The sequence below is a fragment of the Pantoea sp. 9140 genome (assembly GCF_000745295.1).
GTDB lineage: Bacteria > Pseudomonadota > Gammaproteobacteria > Enterobacterales > Enterobacteriaceae > Pantoea > Pantoea vagans.
On record NZ_JQNO01000001.1, the window covers coordinates 4,004,826 to 4,028,417 of the forward strand.

A 23,592-nucleotide genomic window follows, 5' to 3' on the forward strand; every position below is an offset into this window, starting at 1 on the left:
GTCTCCCTTTTTTCTGCCAGGCCGCTGTGCTTTATCCGGCGTCCGTGGCGCCGCCTGACTGGCCGCGACACTGCCTTGCGGCAGGCGGAATAAACAACGCGACGACGACGCTTTTTCTCTGGTAAACGGTGCTTATGGACGTTTCTGAACTGCTCGATGGTTTGAATGACAATCAGCGCGCGGCCGTTGCGGCTCCGCGCAGTAACCTGCTGGTGCTGGCAGGCGCGGGCAGTGGTAAAACGCGGGTGCTGGTGCATCGCATTGCGTGGCTGATGTCAGTAGAGAACTGCTCACCCTATTCGATTATGGCGGTGACCTTTACCAATAAAGCAGCCGCCGAGATGCGTCACCGTATCGAGCATCTGATCGGCACCAGCCAGGGCGGGATGTGGATCGGGACTTTCCACGGTCTGGCGCACCGTTTACTGCGCGCCCACCATCTTGACGCCGGCCTGCCGCAGGATTTTCAGATCCTCGACAGCGAAGACCAGCTGCGTCTGCTCAAGCGCCTGATTAAATCCATGAACCTTGATGACAAGCAGTGGCCTGCGCGTCAGGGCATGTGGTACATCAACGGCAAAAAAGATGAAGGCCTGCGGCCAAAGCACATTGAAAGCTATGGCAATCCGATTGAGCAGACCTGGCTGCGCATCTATCAGGCCTATCAGGAAGCCTGCGATCGCGCCGGTTTAGTCGACTTCGCCGAGCTGCTGCTGCGCGCCCATGAACTCTGGCTCAACAAGCCGCATATCCTCAATCACTACCGCGAACGCTTTACCAACGTGCTGGTGGATGAGTTTCAGGATACCAACAACATTCAGTACGCCTGGATTCGGATGCTGGCGGGCGACAGCGGCCGGGTGATCATCGTGGGCGATGATGACCAGTCGATCTACGGCTGGCGCGGCGCACAGGTCGAGAATATTCAGCGCTTCCTGCAGGATTTCCCTGGTGCAGAAACGATCCGTCTGGAGCAGAACTACCGCTCAACCAATAACATTCTGAAAGCGGCTAACGCCCTGATCGCCAATAACAATGGCCGTCTGGGTAAAGAGCTCTGGACCGAAGGCAGCGATGGCGAACCGATCTCTATCTACTGCGCCTTTAATGAGCTGGATGAAGCGCGCTTCGTGGTCAACCGCATCAAGGTCTGGATGGAGAACGGCGGTGCGCTCAACGACTGCGCCATTCTCTATCGCAGCAACGCCCAGTCGCGCGTGCTGGAAGAGGCGCTGCTGCAGAGCAGTATGCCGTACCGTATTTATGGCGGCATGCGCTTCTTCGAACGTCAGGAGATCAAAGATGCGCTCTCCTATCTGCGTCTGATGGCGAACCGCAATGACGACGCCGCCTTTGAGCGCGTAGTGAATACCCCGACGCGCGGCGTGGGCGATCGCACGCTCGACGTGGTGCGTCAGACGGCGCGTGAACGTCAGATGACGCTGTGGCAGGCCACGCGCGAACTGCTGCAAAGTCGCGCACTGGCTGGCCGCGCCGCGTCTGCGCTGCAACGCTTCTGTGAGCTGGTCGATTCACTGGCTACCGAAACCGCCGAATTACCGCTGCATGTTCAGACCGACCGGGTTATCAAAGACTCCGGCCTGTGGCTGATGTATGAGCAGGAAAAAGGCGAAAAGGGTCAGGCGCGTATCGAAAACCTTGAGGAGCTGGTGACGGCAACGCGTCAGTTCAGCTATCAGGATGAAGATGAAGATCTGATGCCGCTGCAGGCCTTCTTATCCCATGCGGCGCTGGAAGCGGGCGAAGGTCAGGCAGACAAATGGCAGGATGCGGTTCAGCTGATGACGCTGCACTCGGCCAAAGGGCTGGAGTTCAGTCAGGTCTTTATCGTCGGTATGGAAGAGGGGATGTTTCCGAGCCAGATGTCGCTGGATGAAGGTGGACGGCTGGAAGAGGAGCGTCGTCTGGCGTACGTCGGTGTGACCCGCGCGATGCTCAAGCTGACGCTGACCTACGCTGAAACCCGCCGACTCTATGGTAAGGAAGTGTATCACCGGCCTTCCCGTTTTATCGGCGAACTGCCCGAGACCTGCATTGAAGAAGTGCGTCTGCGCGCCAGCGTCAGCCGTCCGGTCAACCATCAGCGGATGGGTGCGCCGGTGACCAAAAATGACAGTGGATTCGCGCTGGGCCAGCGTGTTCATCACGCAAAATTTGGCGAAGGCACCATCATAAATCTGGAAGGCAGCGGCGAACACAGCCGCCTGCAGGTGGCGTTTCAGGGGCAGGGAATCAAGTGGCTGGTGGCGGCTTACGCGAAGCTGGAAACGCTTTAGCGTGCGGTTGACGGCTTTTTCGTCTCAGCGTAACATGCGCCCACTATTATCATGAGAGGACAATGCCTTGGACACGCCCAGTCGATGCTGGCTCAATGACCTGGATACCAGGCATAACATCTAAGGCTACCTCTTTACGCGGGTAGCCTTAGCGGTTATCAGCGACCTCCCTTTTTGATTCCGTCGCGCGAGTCAGCACTGATTTATCTCTGAAACTCTGTTTCCGTGTTCAGGCCGCACGTTCCATGTTGAGGAACGGCGGACCGCCTTGTCCCATTTAGTCTGCAATGGGGAGTATTGCTATGCTGAGCGCATTTAAACTGGATCACAGCCGCCTGACGCGACTGGAGCTGGAAGACGAAAACGACAAACTGACCACCTCCGTCTGGGTCGATCTGATCGAGCCGGAAGAGGGCGAACGTGACCGGGTGCAGACCGAGCTGGGCCAGAGCCTGGCAACACGGCCAGAGCTGGAAGATATCGAGGCCTCGGCACGCTTCTTCGAAGATGAAGATGGTCTGCATATCCACTCCTTCTTCTTCTATGAAGATGCTGACGATCACGCCGGTAACTCCACTGTGGCATTCACCATTCGTGAAGGCCGCCTCTACACGCTGCGTGAACGTGAGCTGCCCGCTTTCCGCCTCTATCGCATGCGTGCCCGTAACCAGACCCTGATCGACGGCAACGCCTTTGAGCTGCTGCTGGACCTGTTTGAAACCAAAATCGAACAGCTGGCGGATGAAATCGAGAACATCTACAGCGCGCTGGAGAAACTCAGCCGGGTGATCATGGAAGGTCAGCAGGGCGAAGAGTACGATCAGGCGCTGTCACGCTTAGCGGAACTGGAAGATATCGGCTGGAAGGTGCGTCTCTGCCTGATGGATACTCAGCGCGCCCTGAACTTCCTGGTGCGTAAAGCGCGCTTACCGGGCAATCAGCTGGAGCAGGCGCGGGAAATTCTGCGCGATATCGAATCGCTGCTGCCACATAACGAATCGCTGTTCCAGAAGGTCAACTTCCTGATGCAGGCGGCGATGGGCTTTATCAATATCGAACAGAACCGCATCATCAAGATCTTCTCGGTGGTCTCGGTAGTGTTTCTGCCGCCGACGCTGGTCGCTTCCAGCTACGGGATGAACTTCGAGTTTATGCCGGAACTGAAGTGGAGCTTCGGTTATCCCGCGGCTATCGGCCTGATGATTCTGGCCGGACTGGCGCCGTATCTCTACTTCAAACGTAAAAACTGGCTTTAGAAAAGCAACGGGCCATCTGAGATGGCCCGTTCTGCTGGCTCCCGTCCCGATTTCTGCGTACTCTGACCCTCCTGTTTTTACAAAAAATTAACTTCTTATGGACGCTTTTTCGTTACGCACGCAGTGGACGCTGCTGCTGCTGATTTCCGTATTGCTAGGTGCGGTGCTGCACTATTTTCACGTGCCTGCCGCGCTGCTACTGGGACCGATGATAGTGGGTGTGGTGATGGGCCTGTCGGGTGCCACACTGCGGATTGATAAACGATTCTTCCTGCTTGCCCAGGCGGTGCTGGGTTGCATGATTGCCCAGAGCCTCTCTCCTTCGATTCTGACACCGCTGATTCAGGAGTGGCCGATCGTGTTAGCGGTGCTGCTGCTGACACTGGCGGCCAGCGGCCTGTCCGGCTTTCTGCTGGTACGCTTCAGCCATCTGCCTGGTCCGACCGGCGCATGGGGCTCGTCGCCGGGCGGTGCTTCGGCCATGGTGGCAATGGCGGGTGACTTCGGCGCTGATGTACGGCTGGTAGCGTTTATGCAGTATCTGCGGGTGCTGTTTGTCGCCTCGGCCGCCGCGCTGGTCGCGCGTATCGGGCTGGGCGATGAAGCGTACAGCATCTCGCTGCTCTGGTTTCCCGCGCTGAATTATGGCTTTGCGATTACGCTGGTGGTGATGCTGACGGGCGCGTGGCTGGGCACACGACTGCGCATTCCCTCTGGCGCATTACTGCTGCCCGCGCTGGCGGGTGCGGTACTGAACAGCAGCGGCATCGCAGTGTTACAGGTGCCGGAATGGCTGCTGGCCGTGGCCTATGCGCTGATTGGCTGGAGCGTCGGATTACGTTTTACCCGCCCGATCTTTCTGCTGGCACTGCGCACGCTGCCGCAGATGCTGGCCTCAATCTTCGGGCTGATGCTGTTGTGTGGCGGACTGGCGTGGATACTGACGCGCATGCTGGATATCGATCTGATGACGGCCTATCTCGCCACCAGCCCAGGCGGGCTGGACACGGTGGCGATTATTGCTGCGGGAACCCAGGTCAACATGGCATTTGTAATGGCAATGCAGACGTTGCGTCTCTTTACCATCCTGCTGACCGGCCCGGCTTTAGCGCGCTTTATTTCACGCTATGCGCGCGCGGGAACGGAATGAAAACGCCACCGCATCACAGACAAACACCAGCAGCGCCAGCCAGATAAAGCCAAACGTCACCATCTTATCTGGCGTGATAGTTTCACCGTAAAACGCCACCGCCAGCACAAACATCAGTGTCGGGCCGAGGTACTGGAAGAAGCCCACGGTGGAGAGGCGCAGCCGGCTGCAGGCCGCCGCAAACAGCATCAGTGGAATGGTGGTTACAATACCTGCTGCAATCAGTTTCAGGTTGAGACTCAGCGGGTTCGCCGATAAATGGCTGGTGGCGCTGTCGGCAAAGCCGAACAGGTAAATCGCCGCCAGCGGAAACAGCCACAGGGTTTCAATCAGCATACCGCTCTGTGCATCGACCTGGATCTTTTTGCGCATCAGACCATAAACGGCAAAGCTCAGGGCCAGGCCGAGTGCGATAACCGGCAACGATCCAAACTGCCACAGCTGTACCAGCACGCCGACGGTTGCCAGCAGCACGGCCAGCCACTGCAGACGGCGAAAACGTTCGCGCAGAAACAGCATGCCGAACACCACGTTGATCAGCGGGTTAATAAAGTAACCCAGGCTGGCTTCCAGCATATGCTGATTGTTGACCGCCCAGATAAACAGCAGCCAGTTGCCGCCAATCGTCAGTGCCGTGATCGCCAGCAGCAGCACTTTTTTAGGCTGGCGCAATACGCTGCGAACGCCGGGCCAGCTGCGGCTCAGGGTAATCAACAACAGCATAAAGAGTGCCGACCAGATCACCCGGTGCGTCATGATTTCTGTGGCGGGAACCTGTTTGACCAGCTTGAAATAGGCGGGCGCAATGCCCCAGATAAAGTAGGCACCCAGTGCAAAGCCAACGCCCTGGCGGGTTTGTTGCGTATCCATATGCGATCCATTCAATGGCGTAGTTAGCCGATAAGATAGGTAGCGGTAGCCGTGGCGATATAATCGCCCTGTTGATTGTGCAGTTCCACGCGCGCCACGGCGACTTTGTTACCGGCCCGCAGCAGGCTGCTGGTGGCGGTGAAGCGCTCGCCGCGTCCGGGACGCAGATAGTCAACGCGCATATCGATGGTGCCCATGCGTGACAGACGCTGGCGCAGATCCGCTTCGCTGATGCTCTCCTGACGGGTTAACGCATTGCTGACGCAGACCATGCCCGCCGCCACATCGAGGACGGATGCGATAACACCACCGTGCAGAATCTGCTGCGCCTGATTGCCCACCAGCATGGATTTATTATTGAAGCTGATTTCAGCGTAGTCTGCGTCAAGACGCATCAGCTCCAGGCCTAACGCCTGATTAAACGGCATGTGATAAACAAAAATTTCGCCGACCAGCTGGCGAGCGTCCTGCGGTGTCAGCACGGGTGATGACATGATGATGTGTCCTGAAAAAATCGGGCCAGAGGGGCGCGGAACATGAATGAGTTGTGTATTCTATGCCGCCTGCGAGGGTGTTTCCAGTTTAAGAAATCAGCACTCATGCTCACTGCCATTTGCGTGTAGAATGGCCTGCTTTTGACAACACCCTTTCAGTTATTCTGATACGCAGCTGCTCACCGGAGAATTTTATGCGTAAGCATCGCGCCTTGCTGGCGGCAATGTTGATATTTCCTGCGCTGGCGCAGGCGGATGAAGCCCGGATTAAAGAGGTTCATGACGCGCCACAGGTTCAGGGCAGCATTATTGCTAACCTGCTGGAGAAGCATGATAACCCGTTTGTTCTCTATCCTTACGAGAACAACTATCTGCTCTACACCTATACCAGCGACCTCAATAAAGAGGCGATCTCCTCTTATAACTGGGGTGAAAACGCCCGCAAAGATGAAGTGAAATTCCAGCTCAGTCTGGCATTTCCGTTATGGCGCGGTATTCTGGGCGACAACTCGGTGCTGGCAGCCTCTTATACCCAGCGTTCCTGGTGGCAGCTGTCGAATAGTGCTGAGTCATCACCTTTCCGTGAGACCAACTATGAGCCGCAGATTTTTCTCGGCTGGGCGACCGACTACTCGCTGGCGGGCTGGACCTTACGGGATGTTGAAGTGGGTCTGAATCATCAGTCCAATGGACGAAGTGATCCGACCTCACGAAGCTGGAACCGTGTCTATGCGCGTCTGATGGCGGAGAATGGTAACTTCCTTGCGGAAATCAAACCCTGGTATCGTATCCCTGAAGGAGCGAGCAGCGATGATAATCCCGACATCACCAAATATATGGGTTACTACCGCACCCGGCTGGGCTATAAGCTCGGCGACAGTATCTTCAGCGTAGAGGGCAACTATAACTGGAACAGCGGTTATGGCGGCGCGACAATGGGCTGGAGCTACCCTATCAGCGAGCACGTCCGCTTCTATACTCAGGTGTTTAGCGGCTACGGTGAATCACTGATCGATTACAACCATCGCCAGACGCGTCTGGGTGTGGGTGTAACGCTTAACGACTTGTTCTAATCCCTAACGTAAGACAGGAATCGCGTGGCAACCTCGGCAGTTCTTAATCAGGAAGCGCTGGCTCAGCAGGTATTGCAGGATACCTTCGGCTACCAGCAGTTTCGTCCCGGTCAGCAGACGATCATTAATCAGGCGCTGAGCGGACGCGACTGTCTGGTGGTGATGCCCACCGGCGGCGGTAAATCGCTCTGTTATCAGATCCCGGCGCTGGTGCGCGAAGGGCTGACACTGGTGGTGTCGCCGCTGATCTCACTGATGAAAGATCAGGTCGATCAGCTGCTGGCGAACGGCGTGGCGGCAGCCTATCTCAATTCCACCATGACGCGCGATCAGCAGCAGACGGTGATGGCTGACTGCCGTACCGGCCGGGTTAAGCTGCTCTACATCGCCCCAGAACGCCTGATGATGGATAATTTCCTGGAAAGTCTGGCGCACTGGCAACCGGCGATGCTGGCGGTAGATGAGGCGCACTGTATTTCACAGTGGGGCCACGATTTCCGTCCGGAATATGGTGCACTCGGGAAGATGCGTCAGCGCTTCCCGGAATTACCGGTCATGGCATTGACGGCGACTGCGGACGAAACCACCCGCAACGACATCGTTAACCTGCTGCACATGCAGGATCCGCTGATTCAGATCAGCAGCTTTGACCGCCCCAATATTCGCTACACGCTGGTGGAAAAATTCAAACCCACCGATCAGCTGCTGCGCTACGTTCAGGATCAGCGCGGCAAATGCGGCATTATCTACTGCAATAGCCGGGCGAAGGTGGAAGACACCGCCGCGCGGCTGCAAAGCCGGGGTTTCAGCGTCGGGGCGTATCATGCCGGCATCGACAGCGAACAGCGTGCCCGCGTGCAGGAAGCGTTCCAGCGTGACGATCTGCAAATCGTAGTGGCGACCGTGGCTTTTGGCATGGGTATCAACAAGCCCAACGTCCGTTTTGTGGTCCACTTCGATATTCCGCGCAACATCGAGTCCTACTATCAGGAAACCGGACGAGCCGGACGTGATGGTCTGCCCGCCGAAGCGATGATGCTCTACGATCCGGCAGATATGGCCTGGCTGCGTAAATGCCTGGAAGAGAAAGTGCCGGGGCCCTTGCAGGATATTGAACGCCACAAGCTCAACGCCATGGGCGCGTTTGCTGAAGCACAGACCTGCCGCCGCCTGGTGCTGCTGAATTATTTTGGCGAGGGTCGCCAGCAGCCGTGCGACAACTGCGATATCTGCCTTGATCCGCCGAAACGGTATGACGGCCTGGTTGAAGCGCAAAAAGCGCTCTCCGGCATCTATCGCGTCGGCCAGCGGTTCGGCATGGGCTATATCGTTGAGGTCCTGCGCGGGTCCAACAACCAGCGCATCCGTGAACAGGGTCATGACAAACTGCCGGTTTATGGACTGGGCAAAGATCAGAGCCACGAACACTGGGTCAGCGTGTTACGTCAGTTAATCCATCTGGGGCTGGTGACGCAGAACATTGCTATGCACTCGGCATTACAACTCACCGAAGCAGCGCGGCCGGTGCTGCGCGGTGAAGTGCCACTGATGCTGGCGGTGCCGCGTTTAATCACCGCGAAAACAAAGAGCAGCGGTCCGGCGAAGTTTCACGGTGGTAACTACGATCGCAAACTGTTCGCTAAGCTGCGTAAGCTGCGAAAAGCGATCGCCGACGAAGAGAATATTCCGCCTTACGTGGTGTTCAATGACGCCACGCTGATAGAGATGGCAGAACAGATGCCGGTCAGCGCGTCCGAGATGCTTAGCGTCAACGGCGTGGGGCACCGCAAACTGGAGCGCTTTGGCAAACCCTTCCTGGTGATGATCAAAGAGCATCTTGATGATGAAGAGTAAAGGACACTAATCATGCTGATGTTATTCGCAACCGTGGCGCTGGTACATCTGGTGGCGCTGATGAGCCCCGGCCCTGATTTCTTTTTCGTATCGCAAACCGCCGCCAGCCGCTCGCGTAAAGAGGCGATGATGGGGGTACTGGGTATTACGCTGGGTATCGTTGTCTGGGCGGGCGTGGCGCTGATGGGCCTGCATCTGATCCTGGAAAAAATGGCGTGGCTGCATCAGATTATTATGGTCGGCGGTGGCCTCTATCTGCTCTGGATGGGCTGGCAGCTGATGCGCTCGGCGCGTCAGCGTCATAAGCAGCCGCAGCAGGATGAGCCGGTGGTAGAGCTGCCGAAACGCGGCATGAGCTTTCTCAAGGGCCTGCTGACCAACCTGTCGAATCCTAAAGCGATTATTTACTTCGGCAGCGTATTCTCGCTGTTCGTCGGTGACGATGTCGGTTCAGCAGAGCGCTGGGGTCTGTTCCTGCTGATTGTTGGTGAAACCTTTGCGTGGTTTACGCTGGTGGCGGCTATCTTTGCGCTGCCGTGGATCCGCGCGAAGTATCAGCGGCTGGCGAAGTGGGTAGATGGTATGGCTGGAGTTCTGTTCGCCGGTTTTGGTATCCACCTGATTATTTCGCGTTAAGCCCTAATGCCGGAGAGCGTGCTGCGCATCCGGCAGTCATTTCACCTCCTGTTGCCTCTTTCTGAACTTCACCTGGGTGATGGCTATCACAATCCAGGCCTGCTGACGTCTCTCTGCTGTCATCGCTGACAAAAAGTCACCCTTCGTTAATTAATGAAACCATCACCTCCGGTATGGTCGTATCGACGGACTCTTTTTCATGGAGAGGATGATGCGGGTAAAACCCCTTTTACTATTGTTTATCGCGGCCTGTATCAGCGCCTGCGCTTCCCCTGATGCTGCCCATAATCGCGTCTCTGAAACGGCAGAAGTAGATAGCGTGTCGGCTATCCTGTCGCAGGCACGCCCGGCATCAGAGCAGCCGCAAGGCGAAAGGATTAGCCAAATCTCTGCCGCGTTTCTCGGTACGCCTTATCAGGCGCATACGTTAACTGGTTCGATCAATACGCCGGAAGCGCTGGTGATCAATTTCAACGAAGTGGATTGTTTTACGCTGCTTGATTATGTCCAGGCGCTGAGCCGAAGCCATGACCGCGCCAGCTTTGAGGCTAGCCTGATTCGGACCCGCTACGCTGGCGGTGAGGTCAGCTTTCTGAAGCGCCGCCACTTCTTTTCCGACTGGTTCGCTGAGAACCCGCGCAATGCCGATGATGTCACCGGGACCCTCAGCCCGGATGCGGTGACGGTAGTGAAGCAGCTCAATCATCAGGCTCGTGGAAAAGAACAGGTGCCCGGTCTGGGTATCATTCCTCGCCGCATCACCTACATTCCGGCCCGGGCGATCACACCAAAGGTGCTGGCGCAAATCCACACTGGCGATTACATCGGGGTTTACACCCCCGCGCAGGGGCTGGATGTCACGCATGCCGGAATTGCCGTCCGGCATGATGGCCGGTTGTGGTTCAGGAACGCCTCATCACTGGCCGTTAATCGCAGGGTTGTCGATACGCCGTTCAGGGAATATATGCAGTCGAAGCCGGGCATGATTGTGTTGCGTGCGGTGCCACTGAGAGCGCCGTAGCGGAGCCTGGAAAGAAATTGCGCGCCGGATTCGGCGCGTAAAGTCTTAAGCGATTTTTCTGGCGCTGGCCAGCAGCGCGCCCACCGCCATAAACAGCCAACGAAAATGCGGTTCATCAACTTCATCTGCTTTGGCCCTTTAATCCAGCCAGCAATGCGGGTGGCCAGCGTGGCGTAGCCAATCATCACGATGATATCGACCACTACCGTGGTCACGCCCAGCACCAGATACTGCATAAACAGCGGCTGATGCGGCTGGATAAACTGCGGGAACAGCGCCGCCAGAAAAACGATACTTTTCGGGTTGGTGAGATTAACCAGCACGGCACGTTTGAACAGGCGACGACGCGGCATCGCTCTGGCGACCGCATCCAGATCGATGCCACCCGCTGAGCGCCACTGCTGAATACCCAGCCAGACCAGATAGGCTGCACCGGCCCATTTCAGAATTTCAAACGCCAGCAGCGACTGCGAAAACAGTGCGCCCAGACCGATGCCGACCAGCACGATGTGCAGCGCCAGGCCGACCTGTAAACCGGAGATAGAGGCCACCGTGCCGCGATAGCCGTGGCTGATACCGGTACTCATGGTATTGATTGCGCCGGAACCGGGTGACAGGCTGAGAATTGTGGTAGTAAGCAGGTAGGTCAGCCACCATTCGATGGTCATGGGTCAGGCTCTCTTTAGTCGCGGATTTGTGACACAATACGCCAGAAATAAGCGCGGCGCTACGGCCTGCGCAGGGCGTTCAGGACTCTGTATCCGGTCATCAGGAGGGCGAATGAATCAACACAAAGCCAGCTGGCTGCGACGGGAAAAAGCCTTTGCTGCCTTCGCCACCGGGCCGCTGCTCGATTTCTGGCACCGTCGGGAGGAGCTTGAGTTTACCGGCGTCGGCAATCTGACGCTGCGTTATGTTCGCTTCACATCGCCGCAACACAAGCGTGTGATCCTGATTGTGCCGGGACGCATCGAGAGTTACATAAAATATCCTGAGCTGGCGTACGATCTGTTTCACTGCGGATTTGATGTGGTGATCCTGGACCATCGCGGTCAGGGGCGTTCCGATCGCCTGCTGGAAGATTCACACCGCGGTCACGTGGCAGAATTCACGCATTACGTTGACGATCTTGAAACGCTCTATCTGAAAGAGATCGTCAGCGGCCATTACCAGCAGCGCTATGCGCTGGCTCACTCAATGGGTGGTGCAATCTTAACGCTGTTTCTGGCGCGTCAGCCGCAGGCGTTTCATGCAGTCGCGCTGGTGGCACCGATGTTTGGCATCGCCTTACCGTTGCCCTCTTTTCTGGCTCATCGTATCCTGGACTGGGCGGAGAAACGTCCAGCCTTACGCGATGGCTATGCGCTCGGCACCGGACGCTGGCGCGCGCATCCGTTTGGCATTAACCGGCTGACCCATAGCGCCGAGCGTTACCGGCGTAACCTGCGTTTTTATGCGGACGATCCGGCGATTCGTGTGGGCGGACCGACCTACCATTGGGTACGCGAAGGCATCCATGCGGGGCGCAACATCATCAGTCAGGTGGATAAGATCACTACGCCGCTGCTGCTGTTACAGGCCAGCGACGATCGGGTGGTCGACAATCGTTCGCAGGACCTGTTTTGTGCCGCGATGGCGGCGGCGGGTCATCCGTGTGAAGGTAATCAGCCACGGGTGATCGATGGCGCGCGTCACGAGATCCTGTTTGAAAAAGATGAGATGCGTGCCGAAGCACTCAATGCAGTGGTCGACTTTTTTTCATCGCACCACTGACGTTATTTATCCGACCGGTAAAAACCGGCAGAACCAGATACCCGAGGTTTTCATGTATCACATCGTTGCATCCGATCTGGATGGCACGCTGCTTTCTCCCGAACATCGCCTGACCCCTTTTGCACGTGAAACGCTGCAGCAGCTGGTCGCTAAGGATATTCACTTTGTCTTCGCCACCGGCCGTCATCATATTGATGTCGGACAGATGCGCGACAGCCTGGCGATTCCGGCTTATATGATCACCTCGAACGGCGCGCGCGTGCACAACGCAGAGGGCGAGCTGGTGTTCAGTCATAATCTGGATGAGGATATCGCCAGCGACCTGTTTGGCCTGCAGTATCATCACAGCGATATTCTGACGCACGTTTACCGCGACGATGAGTGGTTTGTCAGCCGTTCAAGCCCGGCTGAGCAGGACTATTTCCGCGAGTCAGTGTTCAACTATCAGGTCTATGAGCCGGGCCTGCTGCCAACCAGCAACATCAGCAAGGTCTTTTTTACCTGCGAAAACCCTGAGCATCTGATCCCAATGGAGCAGGCGATTGAAGCGCGCTGGGGCGATCGGGTTAACGTCAGTTTCTCGCTGCCAACCTGCCTGGAAGTCATGGCGGGCGGCGTGTCGAAAGGACATGCGCTGGAAGCGGTCGCGAAAACGCTGGGTCACTCGCTGGAGAGCTGCATTGCCTTTGGCGACGGTATGAATGATGTGGAGATGCTGAGCATGGCGGGCAAGGGCTATATCATGCAGAACGCCCATCAGCGCTTAAAAGATACGCTGCCGGAGCTGGATGTGATTGGTTCGAATGCCGATGATGCGGTGCCGCAGACGCTGCGCACGCTCTATCTTGCTTAAACAGCCTGCGTTAAAAGGGCCGGATAGCCGGCCCTTTTTATTGCCGTCAGGCCAGGGTCTTTTTGTGTTTGTGTTCGCTGACCATGGTCAGTAACAGCAGAATAACCGCCAGCACACAGCCCGTAATCATCACCATAAAGCCGCCGTCCCAGCCGAAGTAATCGACGGTGTAACCGACAATGGCGCTGGCCGCGACCGAGCCACCCAGGTAACCGAACAGGCCGGTAAAGCCCGCCGCCGTCCCAGCTGCTTTTTTCGGTGCCAGCTCCAGCGCATGCAGACCAATCAGCATCACCGGACCGTAGATCAGGAAGCCAATCACGATCATGCAGGCCATGTCGACGCCAGGATTGCCCGCCGGGTTGAGCCAGTAAATCACGGTCGCAATGGTCACCAGCGTCATAAAGAATACGCCGGTCGCACCGCGATTACCCCGGAACACTTTGTCCGACATCCAGCCACACAGCAGCGTTCCCGGAATCCCCGCGTATTCATAGAGGAAGTAGGCCCACGACGATTTATCCAGCGTGAAGTGTTTGACTTCGCGCAGATAGGTTGGTGACCAGTCGAGGATGCCGTAGCGCAGCAGATAGACAAAGACGTTGGCCAGCGCGATGTACCACAGCAGCTTGTTCGGCAGCACATACTTCATGAAGATCTGTTTTGCCGTCAGCTCCTCTTCGTGGCTGGCATCATAGTCGGGCGGGTAGTCGTTTTTGTACTCTTCAATCGGCGGCAGGCCACAGGATTGCGGCGTGTCACGCATCAGTGCAAAGGCAATAATCGCAATGGCAATGGCACCAAACGCGGGCATATAGAGTGCCGCTTTCCAGTCGTTGAACCACGCCATGCCGAGCAGGAAGAGCAGTGGCGGAATACCACCGCCCACGTTATGCGCACAGTTCCAGACCGAAACGATCCTGCCGCGCTCCTTCTGCGACCACCAGTGAACCATGGTGCGCCCACAGGGTGGCCAGCCCATGCCCTGGAACCAGCCGCAGATAAACAGCAGTACGAACATCACCATGATGCTGGAGGTCGCCCAGGGGACGAATCCCATGATAAGCATCACTGCTGCGGCCAGAATCAGGCCAGCCGGTAAGAAGACGCGCGGGTTTGATCGGTCAGAGACCGAGCCCATGATGAATTTTGAAAAGCCGTAGGCAATGGAGATGCCGGACAGGGCAAACCCGAGATCGCCACGTGAAAAACCCTGCTCGACCAGATAGGGCATGGCGAGTGCGAAGTTTTTTCTGACCAGGTAGTAGGCAGCATAACCAAAGAAGATCCCGATGAAAATTTGCCAGCGCAGACGACGGTAGAGCGGATCAACGTGATCCGCCGCCACCTGCGGCTGACGTTGTGCAGGTTTAAAAATGCTCAGCATCAGTGAGGCCCTCCAGGGCACATTATGGTTTTTCATTCCCGGCAGGTTGGAGCAGGAAAGTGCAGAACAAAATGGATGCAGAATGTTCCATTTCGCGCAAAGAATAGTGTTAGTTGCGCAACGTTACTGTGATGAATGACACATTTGTTACAGTTTTATTACAGCAAGGAGCGGAAGTGATCACCGGATGGATCATTTCGCGCATTTTATCTGGCTGAAAACCTATTCTGTCGATTGATGTGTCAGGAAGTGTAAGCAGGCTATCCGGTCGGCTGTTTAATTGCCTGGATTATAATCAGATGTCAACCAGATTTCACAGCCTGACGGCGGCACATTGTTTACACTGTCGGCCTGTTAATTTCGGGGTCGTTGCCGTGTTTTTATTGATTATTACCACCATTCTGTGGGCCTTTTCGTTCAGCCTGATTGGCGAATACCTCGCCGGGCAGGTGGATAGCTGGTTCTCTGTGCTGATGCGGCTGGCGCTGGCTGCGCTGGTATTTTTGCCTTTCCTGCGCAGGCGGGGTTATCGCCCTTCGACGCTACTGCTGTATATGCTGGTGGGAATGCTGCAGCTGGGCGTGATGTATCTGCTGAGCTTCGAAGCCTATCTCTACCTTAGCGTGTCAGAATTCCTGCTGTTTACGGTGATGACGCCGCTCTATGTGACGCTGATTTACGATCTGATCAGCCGTCGTCCGCTGCGCATCGGCTATATCTTCAGTGCGTTACTGGCGGTAGCGGGTGCGGCCATTATTCGCTATGACAAAGTCAGCGATCATTTCTGGTTTGGTCTGCTGTTAGTACAGCTGGCTAACATCTGCTTTGCGGCAGGCATGGTGGGCTATAAGCGTCTGCAGGAGACCCGACCCATGCCGCAGCACACGGCCTTCTCCTGGTTCTATCTGGGGGCGGTGTTGATTGCCGTCATCGCCTGGTGCGCCTGGGGCAACCCACAGAAGTTACCGACCACCTCATTGCAGTGGGGCATTCTGGTCTGGCTGGGCGTTGCGGCTTCCGGTCTCGGCTATTTTATGTGGAACTACGGTGCGACACAGGTCGATGCCGGTACGCTGGGCATAATGAATAACATGCACGTGCCCGCCGGGCTGCTGGTGAATCTGGCTATCTGGCAGCAGAAACCGCACTGGCCGAGCTTTATTGCGGGCGCGCTGGTGATCTTCGCCTCGCTGTGGGTGCATAAGCGCTGGGTGGTGGGGCGCGGTGACCGGTCATAAGGTGAAAGGGGTGCGCTGCCACAGACCATAAACAGGCTTTGAAAAGTGGCTGTTGAATGGGTGCCGCCTCCCGGGCTGGGGCGTCCGATCGCGAAGGAATCTCACCTCCCTGTCGATCGGCCGGGCCATCCCTGGCCCGGACGCTTCGCTCTTCTGACGCGCCAGCCCATGAGGTGCGACAGCCTCATCGCTGTTAAATGCGTGGCTCAGCGCGAGCATGAAGGAGGGAATGGCGGGCTGAGAAGTAAAGCGTCCGCCGCATGGCTGGCCCGGTGCTGCTCTTGTCAAAGCAATGATGAAGCGGGAGGGAAGGGGGGCGCAGCTGAGGAGCAAAGCGTCCGAGCCAGGGATGGCGAGGCCGTACTGCATGGATGCAGGCTTTCTTTGCGATCAGATGCGCCACCTCGCGATCAGATGCGCCACCTCTGACCACGCAGGGGTCAGAAGCGATCAGAAATTAAGCTGGCTTCTCACTCTTAGGGCGCTGAATCATCGCCAGCCCTTTCAGGAAGTTACGCAGAATCTGATCGCCGCACTCGCGGTAATTTTTATGATCGGGCTTGCGGAAAATCGCACCGACTTCCGCCTGCGAAACGGTAAAGTTCACGCGTTTGAGCACATCAGGGATATCAGTGGTTTTTAAATCGAAAGCGATACGCAGTTTTTTCATGAAGATGTTGTTCGTCATCTTGCGTTCAATCGACGGTGCGGGCGCATCTTCACTCTTGCCGCGACGGTAAAAGATCAGGCCATTCAGGAAATAACCCATCAGCACATCGGGGCAGGGACGGAACGCCGCATCGTCATCTTTTTTCAGCCACGCCTGAATATCTGTCTGCGGCACGTCACATTCTGCCAGCGCAAAAATCTCCACCATTTTGGCATCGCTCAGGTTGAGCATGTAGCGCACGCTGCGCAGAATATCGTTGTTAGTCATGGTGAGATCTTCTCATGGTCAGTCGACAGGCTGCGCATTATAGGGGATTTTGCCCGCGTTCGCGCAGGTTTGTGCTGGCCGGATTACCGTTGCAACACCGTACCGGGCAGCGCGGCATCGCGCACAAAAGGCAGATGCTCACAGGCGTGCTGACGGGCAAAACGGATAAACGCCTCCAGCACCGGCTGACGCTGCTCACCTTCACGCACGGCGGCATAAAGACGGCTCCACAGACCCTCACCCAGCGTGCGCGTGACGACCAGACCCTGCTTCTCAAAACTCTCCACCACCCAATGCGGCAGTGCGGCAATCCCCATCCGTGCCGACACCATCTGAATCATCAGCAGGGTGTTATCCACACTTTTCAGGGCCGGACTGACGCCAGCGGGCTGCAGGAAGTGACGCCAGATATCCAGACGCTGACGCTGCACCGGATAGATCATCAGCACTTCATCGGCTAAATCTTCCGGTGAAATCTGCTCAACCTGCGCCAGCGGGTGATCCGTCGCCAGCACCAGCCGCACTTCATAATCAAACATCGGCGAGTAGAACAGGCCCGAGCGCGCCAGAATGTCGGAGGTCAGCACCACATCCAGCTCACCCTGTTGCAGAGCGGGCTGGGGATCAAAGGTCACACCCGATTTAAAATCCATCACCACCTGCGGCCAGCTCTGCCGGAATTTATCCAGCGCGGGCGTCAGCCACTGAATGCAGCTGTGACACTCAATCGCTACCCGCAGCGTGGTCTGATGCGGCTCATGGCAGGCCTGCAACGCCTGCTGAATCTGCGGCAGCACCTGTTCCGCCAGCTGCAGCAGAATATCGCCCTGCGGCGTAAAACGCAGTGGCTGACTTTTACGCACGAACAGGCGGAATCCCAGCCGCTGCTCCAGATCGCTGAACTGGTGAGACAACGCCGATTGCGTCTGATGAAGCTGGGCCGCCGCCGCCGCCAGCGATCCGGTATTGCGCAGAGCCTGAAGCGTCCGCAGGTGCTTGAGTTCGATCATGAGAGTCCTTCACATCGAAAATGAACATATTGCGCTTGAGCAACATACAGTACCCGCAGAGTATAGCAGTGTAAACATCTGGACGGCTAAACATCTTTGGCTGCCCATTTAAGCCAAAGTGAAAGATTATCTGGAGAACAGCATATGACTATCCTGAACCATACTCTCGGCTTTCCCCGTATTGGCCTGCGCCGTGAACTGAAAAAAGCCCTGGAGAGTTACTGGGCGGGCGACAGCACGCAGCAGGCATTACTGGCAACGGGCCGCGAGCTGCGTGCCCGACACTGGCAACAACAGAAAGAGGCGGGTGTCGATCTGCTGCCGGTCGGCGATTTCGCCTGGTATGATCATGTGCTGACCACCAGCCTGCTGCTGGGCAACGTGCCCGCGCGTCATCAGAACAAAGAAGGGACCGTTGATCTCGACACGCTGTTTCGTCTGGGGCGCGGTCGTGCGCCGACTGGCGAGCCTGCGGCGGCGGCAGAAATGACGAAATGGTTTAACACCAACTATCACTACATGGTGCCGGAATTTACTCAGGACCAGACCTTTAAACTGACCTGGACTCAGCTACTGGATGAAGTGGATGAGGCGCTGGCGCTGGGCCACAACATCAAACCGGTGCTGCTGGGACCGGTGACGTATCTGTGGCTGGGTAAAGTTAAAGGTGAGCCGTTTGAACGTCTGTCGCTGCTGGAAAGGATTCTGCCAGTCTACCGGCAGGTGCTGGCAGAACTGGCGAAGCGCGGCATCGAATGGGTTCAGATCGATGAACCCGCCCTGGCGCTGGAGCTGCCGCAGACGTGGCGCGATGCGTTTAAACCGGCGTATGACGCCCTGCAGGGGCACAGTAAGCTGCTGCTGACCACCTATTTTGACAGCATCGGCCAGAACCTTGATGTCATTCGTAAGCTGCCGGTGCAAGGCCTGCATGTCGATCTGGTCCATGGCCACGATGATATTGAGCAACTGAATCAGCAACTGCCCGCCAGCTGGCTGCTGTCGCTGGGCGTGATTAACGGTCGTAACGTCTGGCGAGCCGATCTGAGCCGCTGGTTCAGCCGTCTGCAACCGCTGATCACTCAGCGTGAACAGGTATGGATTGGCTCTTCCTGTTCTCTGCTGCACAGTCCGATCGATCTGAGTGTGGAGACCCGGCTGGATGATGAGGTCAAAAGCTGGTTCGCCTTTGCGCTGCAGAAATGTGCTGAGCTTTCACTGCTGAGTCAGGCACTGAATAACAATGATGCGACGCTGCTGGACGCCTGGAGCGCACCGGTACGTGCCCGTGCTCACTCCCGCCGCGTGCATAATGCGGCGGTGGGACAGCGGCTGCAGGCCATTACGCCGCAGCACAGTGAACGCCAGAACGCCTACCCGGTGCGGGCAGCGCTGCAGCGTCAGCGTTTCAATCTGCCCGCGTGGCCCACTACCACCATCGGCTCATTTCCGCAGACCACTGAAATTCGCGGCCTGCGCCTCGACTTTAAACAGGGCCGTCTCGACAGCAATCATTACCGCACCGGCATCGCGGAGCACATCAGACAGGCGATTACCGAACAGGAGCGGCTGGGACTGGATGTGCTGGTACACGGTGAAGCGGAACGTAACGACATGGTTGAGTACTTCGGCGAGCATCTGGAGGGATTTGTCTTTACCCAGAATGGCTGGGTGCAGAGCTACGGTTCCCGCTGTGTGAAACCGCCTGTGATCATCGGCGATGTCAGTCGCCCAGAGGCGATTACCGTTGAGTGGGCGAAGTATGCGCAGTCGCTGACCGACAAGCCGGTAAAAGGAATGCTGACCGGCCCGGTGACGATTCTGTGCTGGTCATTCCCGCGTGAAGATGTATCACGGGAAACCATCGCGAAGCAGATCGCGCTGGCGCTGCGTGATGAGGTGGAAGATCTGGAGAAAGCAGGCATTGGTATTATTCAGATCGATGAACCTGCCCTGCGTGAAGGTCTGCCACTGCATCAGTCTGAGTGGGCGGACTATCTGAACTGGGCGGTGGAGGCGTTCCGGCTGAATGCGGCGGTGGCGCGGGATGAAACCCAGATTCATACGCATATGTGTTACTGCGAGTTTAACGACATCATGGACGCCATCGCGGCGCTGGATGCGGATGTGATCACGATTGAAACCTCACGGTCTGACATGGACTTACTGGAGTCGTTCGAACACTTCGACTACCCGAATGAAATCGGCCCCGGCGTCTATGACATTCACTCGCCTAATGTTCCCAGTGTGGCGTGGATAGAGGCACTGTTGCTGAAGGCGGCGAAACGGATTCCGGAAGCGCGGTTGTGGGTGAACCCGGACTGCGGTCTGAAAACGCGTGGCTGGACGGAAACACGTCAGGCGCTGGCGAATATGGTGACGGCGGCAAAGAAACTGCGTGGTGAGACGGCGTAGGAAAGGGACCGGGTGGCAAAAACAGGGGCGCAGAAGCGCCCCTTGTTCATTTATTTTGCTGCCACGCCATACTGCCTGAACCAGGCCAGCATCCGCTGCCAGCCATCATTGGCTGATTCAGCATGGTAGCTCGGGCGGTAGTCAGCATTAAACGCATGTCCCGCCTCGGGATAGACGATGATCTCGGCGGTCGCATTGGCGGCATGCAGCGCCTGACGCATCTGCTCGACGCTCTCCAATGGAATACCGTCATCCTGACCACCATACAAACCTAACACCGGCGCACTCAAATCGACCGCAACATCAATTGGATGCTTCTGTTGCTTCAGCGTGCGCTCACCGATTAATCGTCCATACCAGGCAACCGCGGCGCGTAGCTGTGGGTTATGCGCGGCGTAGAGCCAGGTAATGCGGCCACCCCAGCAAAAACCGGTGATGCCCATGCGACGGATATCACCGCCGTTACGTGCTGCCCAGTTAGCGGCATGATCGAGATCGGCCAGCACCTGCGTATCCGGCACTTTGCTGACCAGTTCGCTGAACAGGGTCGGGATATCGTTATACTCAGTCGGGTCGCCTTCGCGGAAATAGAGCTCAGGCGCAATCGCCAGATAGCCTTCCAGTGCCAGACGACGGCAGATGTCCCGGATGTGTTCATGGACGCCAAAGATCTCCTGCACCACCAGCACCACAGGCAATGGGCCTTCCGCTGAGTGCGGTTTTGCAAAAAACGCTGGCATGTTTTCGCCCTGGCTGGGCACTGAGGTTTCACCTGAGTGAATTGCCGGGCTTTCGGTAATAATGGTGGTAGAGGCGGTGGGCTGCACGGCAGGGGCAAAGCCGCCCGTCGCCGGTTTTTGTGCCATAGTGTCACTGGGTTTCATTATTCTCTCCGTGCAAGCATTTGCGCAATCACGTAACTATAGCCTGGCCGTAAAGCGTCTGCGTCCAGGTGTCGGGTAACAGAATCAGCAGTGAATAAAATCATCCACCTCTTTAACACTGCGCCGACCCTGACACAGCCTCGCTAAGGGCTATCCGGAAGAATAAGACGTAATTGTGTGATTAAGATCACATTTTATCTTTCGGGAAATGTAACTTTCATTTTCTTAAGTGAATGTTGTCACATATTTATCGAGCGTGCTGGCGTAGAGTAGCGCGCTACCTTCCCTTAACAGGAGTCTGAAAATGACACAGTCTGACGTTTTCCATCTTGGCCTGACAAAAGCCGATCTGCAGGGCGCGACCCTGGCGATTGTGCCTGGCGACCCGGAGCGTGTGAAGAAAATTGCCGGACTGATGGAAGATGCCACGCATCTCGCCTCACACCGTGAATTTACCTCCTGGCTGGCAAAACTTGATGGTAAGCCGGTCGTGGTCTGCTCAACAGGCATCGGCGGTCCTTCTACATCGATTGCGGTCGAAGAGCTGGCGCAGCTTGGCGTGCGGACCTTCCTGCGTGTCGGTACCACGGGTGCTATCCAGCCACACATCAACGTTGGCGATGTGCTGGTGACCACCGCGTCCGTTCGCCTGGACGGAGCAAGCCTGCATTTTGCCCCGATGGAATTCCCGGCTGTCGCTGACTTCGCCTGCACCACCGCACTGGTTGCCGCCGCTGAAGCCTGTGGCGCGAAAACCCATATTGGCATCACCGCCTCTTCTGACACCTTCTATCCGGGCCAGGAGCGCTACGACACTATTTCAGGCCGCGTCGTCAGTCGTTTCAAAGGATCGATGAAAGAGTGGCAGGAGATGGGCGTGCTCAACTATGAGATGGAATCTGCAACGCTGTTAACCATGTGCGCCAGCCAGGGTCTGCGGGCCGGCATGGTCGCGGGCGTGATTGTGAACCGTACTCAGAAAGAGATTCCGGATGCGGTCACCATGAAGCAGACAGAAAGTGACGCAGTGAAGATTGTGGTCGAAGCGGCGCGTCGTTTATTATAACGCCTGCGTCTGGCAGCAGGTTTTTTGTCCAGACTCAAAACCTGTTGCCGGTAGTTAACGGCGCGTAACATCAGTGAAATCTGAGAGTTTTTATGCGCAATACGATTCCTGTCCGACGTCCTGTCCCTGGTGCTAATCCTGCGGCAATCAATGCCCGGCTGGAACGCAGTGCCGAACGTTTTCGCGCTGCCATGCAGGAGGGTGACCACGCGCTGGCTGCCCGGTGCTGCGAAGAAGTCTTGCGCTCAATGCCCAATCAGATGCAGGTGCTGAGCGACTACGCGCTCTGCCTGCTGCGTCTGGGTCAGTACAATAAATCGTACAAAATCTACCAGAAAATTTATCAGTCACCGCCCGCCGTGCAGGCCATGGCCTCTGAAACCTGGCTGGATGGCTTAACCGAAGTGTGCGGCTGGCTGGGCAAAAAGGAAGAGGTGGTACGTTTCGGTCTGGCGTCGCTGATGCGCTCTGATGCGCGTTTCAGTCAGGGACAACGTGCCGCGTTTCCTGCTTCGCAACCTGAGCCTGTCGATCTCAGCCAGCCACATCAGAATGTCATCGCTTTCTGCCTGTATGGCGATCAGCCACGCTATTGCGAAACGCTGATTAAAAACGTTGAGGTGGCGCCTGAGTTCTATCCCGGCTGGGTTTGCCGCATCTACCTTGATGACAGCGTGCCGCAGCATGTCTGGCAGCGCCTGAACCAGCCACACGTCCAGCTGGTCGATATGTCTCACGAGAAAACGCTGTTTCCGACCCTGTGGCGTTTTCTGGTGCTCGACGATCCGACGGTGAAGCGCTTTATCGTGCGCGATGCCGACTCGCTGCTTTCGGAGCGCGAAGCGGCCGCGGTTAACGCCTGGCTGGCATCGCCTTACTGGTTCCACCACATGCGCGACTACTTCTCTCATACCGAACTGCTGCTGGCGGGAATGTGGGGCGGCTGTCACGGCGTCTTTCACAACGTGGAACAGGCGATGCGTGATTTCATTGCCCGGTATCAGGGCAGTCAGCGCTTCACCGATCAATATTTTCTTAAAGTGGCGTTATGGCCGACAGTGCGTGAAAGCCTCCTGAGCCATGATGAGCTGTTCAGTTTTCATCAGGCCCGGCCGTGGCCTGATCATGCGCCCGTGCGCTGGCAGACGCCGCATTTCCACGTTGGCAGCAATGCCGGTTTTGCCAGTATGACCGGTAAATCCAGCGCCCCTGAGGGCAGCAGACAGCGCGTTGCGATCACCTCCGGCGAGACAACCTGGCATTATCTGGCGCAGGTCAAAAACGGCGAGTGGCTATTACCGATGCCATTCTTCCTGATTGATGAGTGGCAGGCTGGAAAGCTGACGGTAGCGGCCCTGTAAGGCGCTGAATGCCGGTA

General features: G+C 56.8%; 19 protein-coding genes and 1 pseudogene. 13 read left to right on the forward strand and 7 right to left on the reverse strand.

All coding sequences use genetic code 11. The features are described from left to right. Positions 1 to 134 precede the first annotated feature (134 nt). The 3 genes from uvrD (at position 135) to FA92_RS18570 (ending at position 4,703) form a co-directional block, all read left to right on the forward strand. Entirely contained in the window at positions 135 to 2,297 is a 2,163-nt protein-coding gene (uvrD, locus tag FA92_RS18560; RefSeq protein WP_033734817.1) for a DNA helicase II, read from the forward strand. A gap of 302 nt (positions 2,298 to 2,599) precedes the next feature. After that, positions 2,600 to 3,553, forward strand: a complete 954-nt coding sequence (gene corA / locus FA92_RS18565; protein WP_013359692.1) for a magnesium/cobalt transporter CorA — start codon at positions 2,600 to 2,602, stop codon at positions 3,551 to 3,553. Positions 3,554 to 3,650: 97 nt separating this feature from the next. Further along, on the forward strand, positions 3,651 to 4,703 hold the full coding sequence (locus FA92_RS18570; protein WP_033784426.1) for an AbrB family transcriptional regulator: 1,053 nt from the start codon (positions 3,651 to 3,653) through the stop codon (positions 4,701 to 4,703). On the opposite strand, the gene rarD is transcribed toward FA92_RS18570, so the two are convergent. After that, complete coding sequence (rarD, locus tag FA92_RS18575; protein ID WP_013359694.1) at positions 4,674 to 5,573, reverse strand: EamA family transporter RarD; 900 nt, start codon at positions 5,571 to 5,573, stop codon at positions 4,674 to 4,676. The genes FA92_RS18570 and rarD overlap by 30 nt on opposite strands. A 23-nt stretch (positions 5,574 to 5,596) precedes the next feature. Further along, positions 5,597 to 6,067, reverse strand: a complete 471-nt coding sequence (locus tag FA92_RS18580; RefSeq protein ID WP_033734820.1) for a thioesterase family protein — start codon at positions 6,065 to 6,067, stop codon at positions 5,597 to 5,599. Positions 6,068 to 6,261: 194 nt separating this feature from the next. On the opposite strand from FA92_RS18580, the gene pldA reads away from it, so the two are divergent. From pldA to FA92_RS18600, 4 genes are all read left to right on the forward strand, one after another. Next, complete coding sequence (pldA, locus tag FA92_RS18585) at positions 6,262 to 7,140, forward strand: phospholipase A (RefSeq protein ID WP_033784427.1); 879 nt, start codon at positions 6,262 to 6,264, stop codon at positions 7,138 to 7,140. A 24-nt stretch (positions 7,141 to 7,164) separates the two neighbouring features. Next, the gene (gene recQ, locus FA92_RS18590) at positions 7,165 to 8,994 is read left to right on the forward strand and encodes an ATP-dependent DNA helicase RecQ (protein WP_033784428.1); all 1,830 of its coding nucleotides are present in this window, start codon (positions 7,165 to 7,167) and stop codon (positions 8,992 to 8,994) included. 12 nt (positions 8,995 to 9,006) lie between these two features. After that, entirely contained in the window at positions 9,007 to 9,630 is a 624-nt protein-coding gene (rhtC, locus tag FA92_RS18595; protein WP_033734822.1) for a threonine export protein RhtC, read from the forward strand. 211 nt (positions 9,631 to 9,841) lie between these two features. Beyond that, positions 9,842 to 10,651 (forward strand): DUF1460 domain-containing protein, encoded by an 810-nt coding sequence (locus FA92_RS18600; RefSeq protein WP_072008991.1) that lies wholly within the window; start codon positions 9,842 to 9,844, stop codon positions 10,649 to 10,651. Positions 10,652 to 10,696: 45 nt separating this feature from the next. On the opposite strand, the pseudogene rhtB reads toward FA92_RS18600, so the two are convergent. Next, positions 10,697 to 11,319: pseudogene (gene rhtB / locus FA92_RS18605) on the reverse strand (homoserine/homoserine lactone efflux protein). A gap of 112 nt (positions 11,320 to 11,431) precedes the next feature. Here rhtB and pldB point away from each other — a divergent pair. Then, a complete protein-coding gene (gene pldB, locus FA92_RS18610) occupies positions 11,432 to 12,424 on the forward strand; it encodes a lysophospholipase L2 (RefSeq protein WP_033784430.1) in 993 nt (330 codons plus the stop codon). A gap of 52 nt (positions 12,425 to 12,476) precedes the next feature. Further along, entirely contained in the window at positions 12,477 to 13,277 is an 801-nt protein-coding gene (gene yigL, locus FA92_RS18615) for a sugar/pyridoxal phosphate phosphatase YigL (RefSeq protein WP_033784698.1), read from the forward strand. Between the two features lie 46 nt (positions 13,278 to 13,323). Here the strand turns inward: yigL and glpT are convergent, their stop codons facing one another. Then, positions 13,324 to 14,664, reverse strand: coding sequence for a glycerol-3-phosphate transporter (gene glpT, locus FA92_RS18620; RefSeq protein WP_033784431.1), 1,341 nt, complete (start codon positions 14,662 to 14,664; stop codon positions 13,324 to 13,326). Positions 14,665 to 15,038: 374 nt separating this feature from the next. On the opposite strand from glpT, the gene FA92_RS18625 reads away from it, so the two are divergent. Next, positions 15,039 to 15,902 (forward strand): carboxylate/amino acid/amine transporter, encoded by an 864-nt coding sequence (locus tag FA92_RS18625; RefSeq protein WP_033784700.1) that lies wholly within the window; start codon positions 15,039 to 15,041, stop codon positions 15,900 to 15,902. Between the two features lie 457 nt (positions 15,903 to 16,359). Here FA92_RS18625 and FA92_RS18635 read toward each other — a convergent pair whose 3' ends face one another. Next, entirely contained in the window at positions 16,360 to 16,839 is a 480-nt protein-coding gene (locus tag FA92_RS18635) for a DUF1456 family protein (protein ID WP_013359705.1), read from the reverse strand. An 83-nt stretch (positions 16,840 to 16,922) separates the two neighbouring features. After that, positions 16,923 to 17,849, reverse strand: a complete 927-nt coding sequence (gene metR, locus FA92_RS18640; RefSeq protein WP_013359706.1) for an HTH-type transcriptional regulator MetR — start codon at positions 17,847 to 17,849, stop codon at positions 16,923 to 16,925. 144 nt (positions 17,850 to 17,993) lie between these two features. Between metR and metE the strand changes: the two genes are divergently transcribed. Next, positions 17,994 to 20,264: a 5-methyltetrahydropteroyltriglutamate--homocysteine S-methyltransferase gene (metE, locus tag FA92_RS18645; RefSeq protein ID WP_033784433.1), complete on the forward strand. Its 2,271-nt coding sequence runs from the start codon at positions 17,994 to 17,996 to the stop codon at positions 20,262 to 20,264. Between the two features lie 50 nt (positions 20,265 to 20,314). Here the strand turns inward: metE and FA92_RS18650 are convergent, their stop codons facing one another. After that, positions 20,315 to 21,148, reverse strand: a complete 834-nt coding sequence (locus FA92_RS18650) for a dienelactone hydrolase family protein (RefSeq protein ID WP_013359708.1) — start codon at positions 21,146 to 21,148, stop codon at positions 20,315 to 20,317. Positions 21,149 to 21,452: 304 nt separating this feature from the next. Here FA92_RS18650 and udp point away from each other — a divergent pair, with 304 nt between their 5' ends. Together udp and FA92_RS18660 are read left to right on the forward strand one after the other, a co-directional pair. Next, a complete protein-coding gene (udp, locus tag FA92_RS18655) occupies positions 21,453 to 22,214 on the forward strand; it encodes a uridine phosphorylase (protein ID WP_033784434.1) in 762 nt (253 codons plus the stop codon). A gap of 92 nt (positions 22,215 to 22,306) precedes the next feature. Beyond that, positions 22,307 to 23,575, forward strand: a complete 1,269-nt coding sequence (locus FA92_RS18660) for a tetratricopeptide repeat protein (protein WP_033784435.1) — start codon at positions 22,307 to 22,309, stop codon at positions 23,573 to 23,575. Positions 23,576 to 23,592 lie beyond the last annotated feature (17 nt).

Excerpts from the sequence above, each read along its gene's own strand:
- uvrD (WP_033734817.1), top strand. The coding sequence starts at position 135 with ATGGACGTTTCTGAACTGCTCGATGGTTTGAATGACAATCAGCGCGCG.
- corA (WP_013359692.1), top strand. The coding sequence starts at position 2,600 with ATGCTGAGCGCATTTAAACTGGATCACAGCCGCCTGACGCGACTGGAG.
- FA92_RS18570 (WP_033784426.1), top strand. The coding sequence starts at position 3,651 with ATGGACGCTTTTTCGTTACGCACGCAGTGGACGCTGCTGCTGCTGATT.
- rarD (WP_013359694.1), bottom strand. The coding sequence starts at position 5,573 with ATGGATACGCAACAAACCCGCCAGGGCGTTGGCTTTGCACTGGGTGCC.
- FA92_RS18580 (WP_033734820.1), bottom strand. The coding sequence starts at position 6,067 with ATGTCATCACCCGTGCTGACACCGCAGGACGCTCGCCAGCTGGTCGGC.
- pldA (WP_033784427.1), top strand. The coding sequence starts at position 6,262 with ATGCGTAAGCATCGCGCCTTGCTGGCGGCAATGTTGATATTTCCTGCG.
- rhtC (WP_033734822.1), top strand. The coding sequence starts at position 9,007 with ATGCTGATGTTATTCGCAACCGTGGCGCTGGTACATCTGGTGGCGCTG.
- FA92_RS18600 (WP_072008991.1), top strand. The coding sequence starts at position 9,842 with ATGCGGGTAAAACCCCTTTTACTATTGTTTATCGCGGCCTGTATCAGC.
- pldB (WP_033784430.1), top strand. The coding sequence starts at position 11,432 with ATGAATCAACACAAAGCCAGCTGGCTGCGACGGGAAAAAGCCTTTGCT.
- yigL (WP_033784698.1), top strand. The coding sequence starts at position 12,477 with ATGTATCACATCGTTGCATCCGATCTGGATGGCACGCTGCTTTCTCCC.
- glpT (WP_033784431.1), bottom strand. The coding sequence starts at position 14,664 with ATGCTGAGCATTTTTAAACCTGCACAACGTCAGCCGCAGGTGGCGGCG.
- FA92_RS18635 (WP_013359705.1), bottom strand. The coding sequence starts at position 16,839 with ATGACTAACAACGATATTCTGCGCAGCGTGCGCTACATGCTCAACCTG.
- metR (WP_013359706.1), bottom strand. The coding sequence starts at position 17,849 with ATGATCGAACTCAAGCACCTGCGGACGCTTCAGGCTCTGCGCAATACC.
- metE (WP_033784433.1), top strand. The coding sequence starts at position 17,994 with ATGACTATCCTGAACCATACTCTCGGCTTTCCCCGTATTGGCCTGCGC.
- FA92_RS18650 (WP_013359708.1), bottom strand. The coding sequence starts at position 21,148 with ATGAAACCCAGTGACACTATGGCACAAAAACCGGCGACGGGCGGCTTT.
- udp (WP_033784434.1), top strand. The coding sequence starts at position 21,453 with ATGACACAGTCTGACGTTTTCCATCTTGGCCTGACAAAAGCCGATCTG.
- FA92_RS18660 (WP_033784435.1), top strand. The coding sequence starts at position 22,307 with ATGCGCAATACGATTCCTGTCCGACGTCCTGTCCCTGGTGCTAATCCT.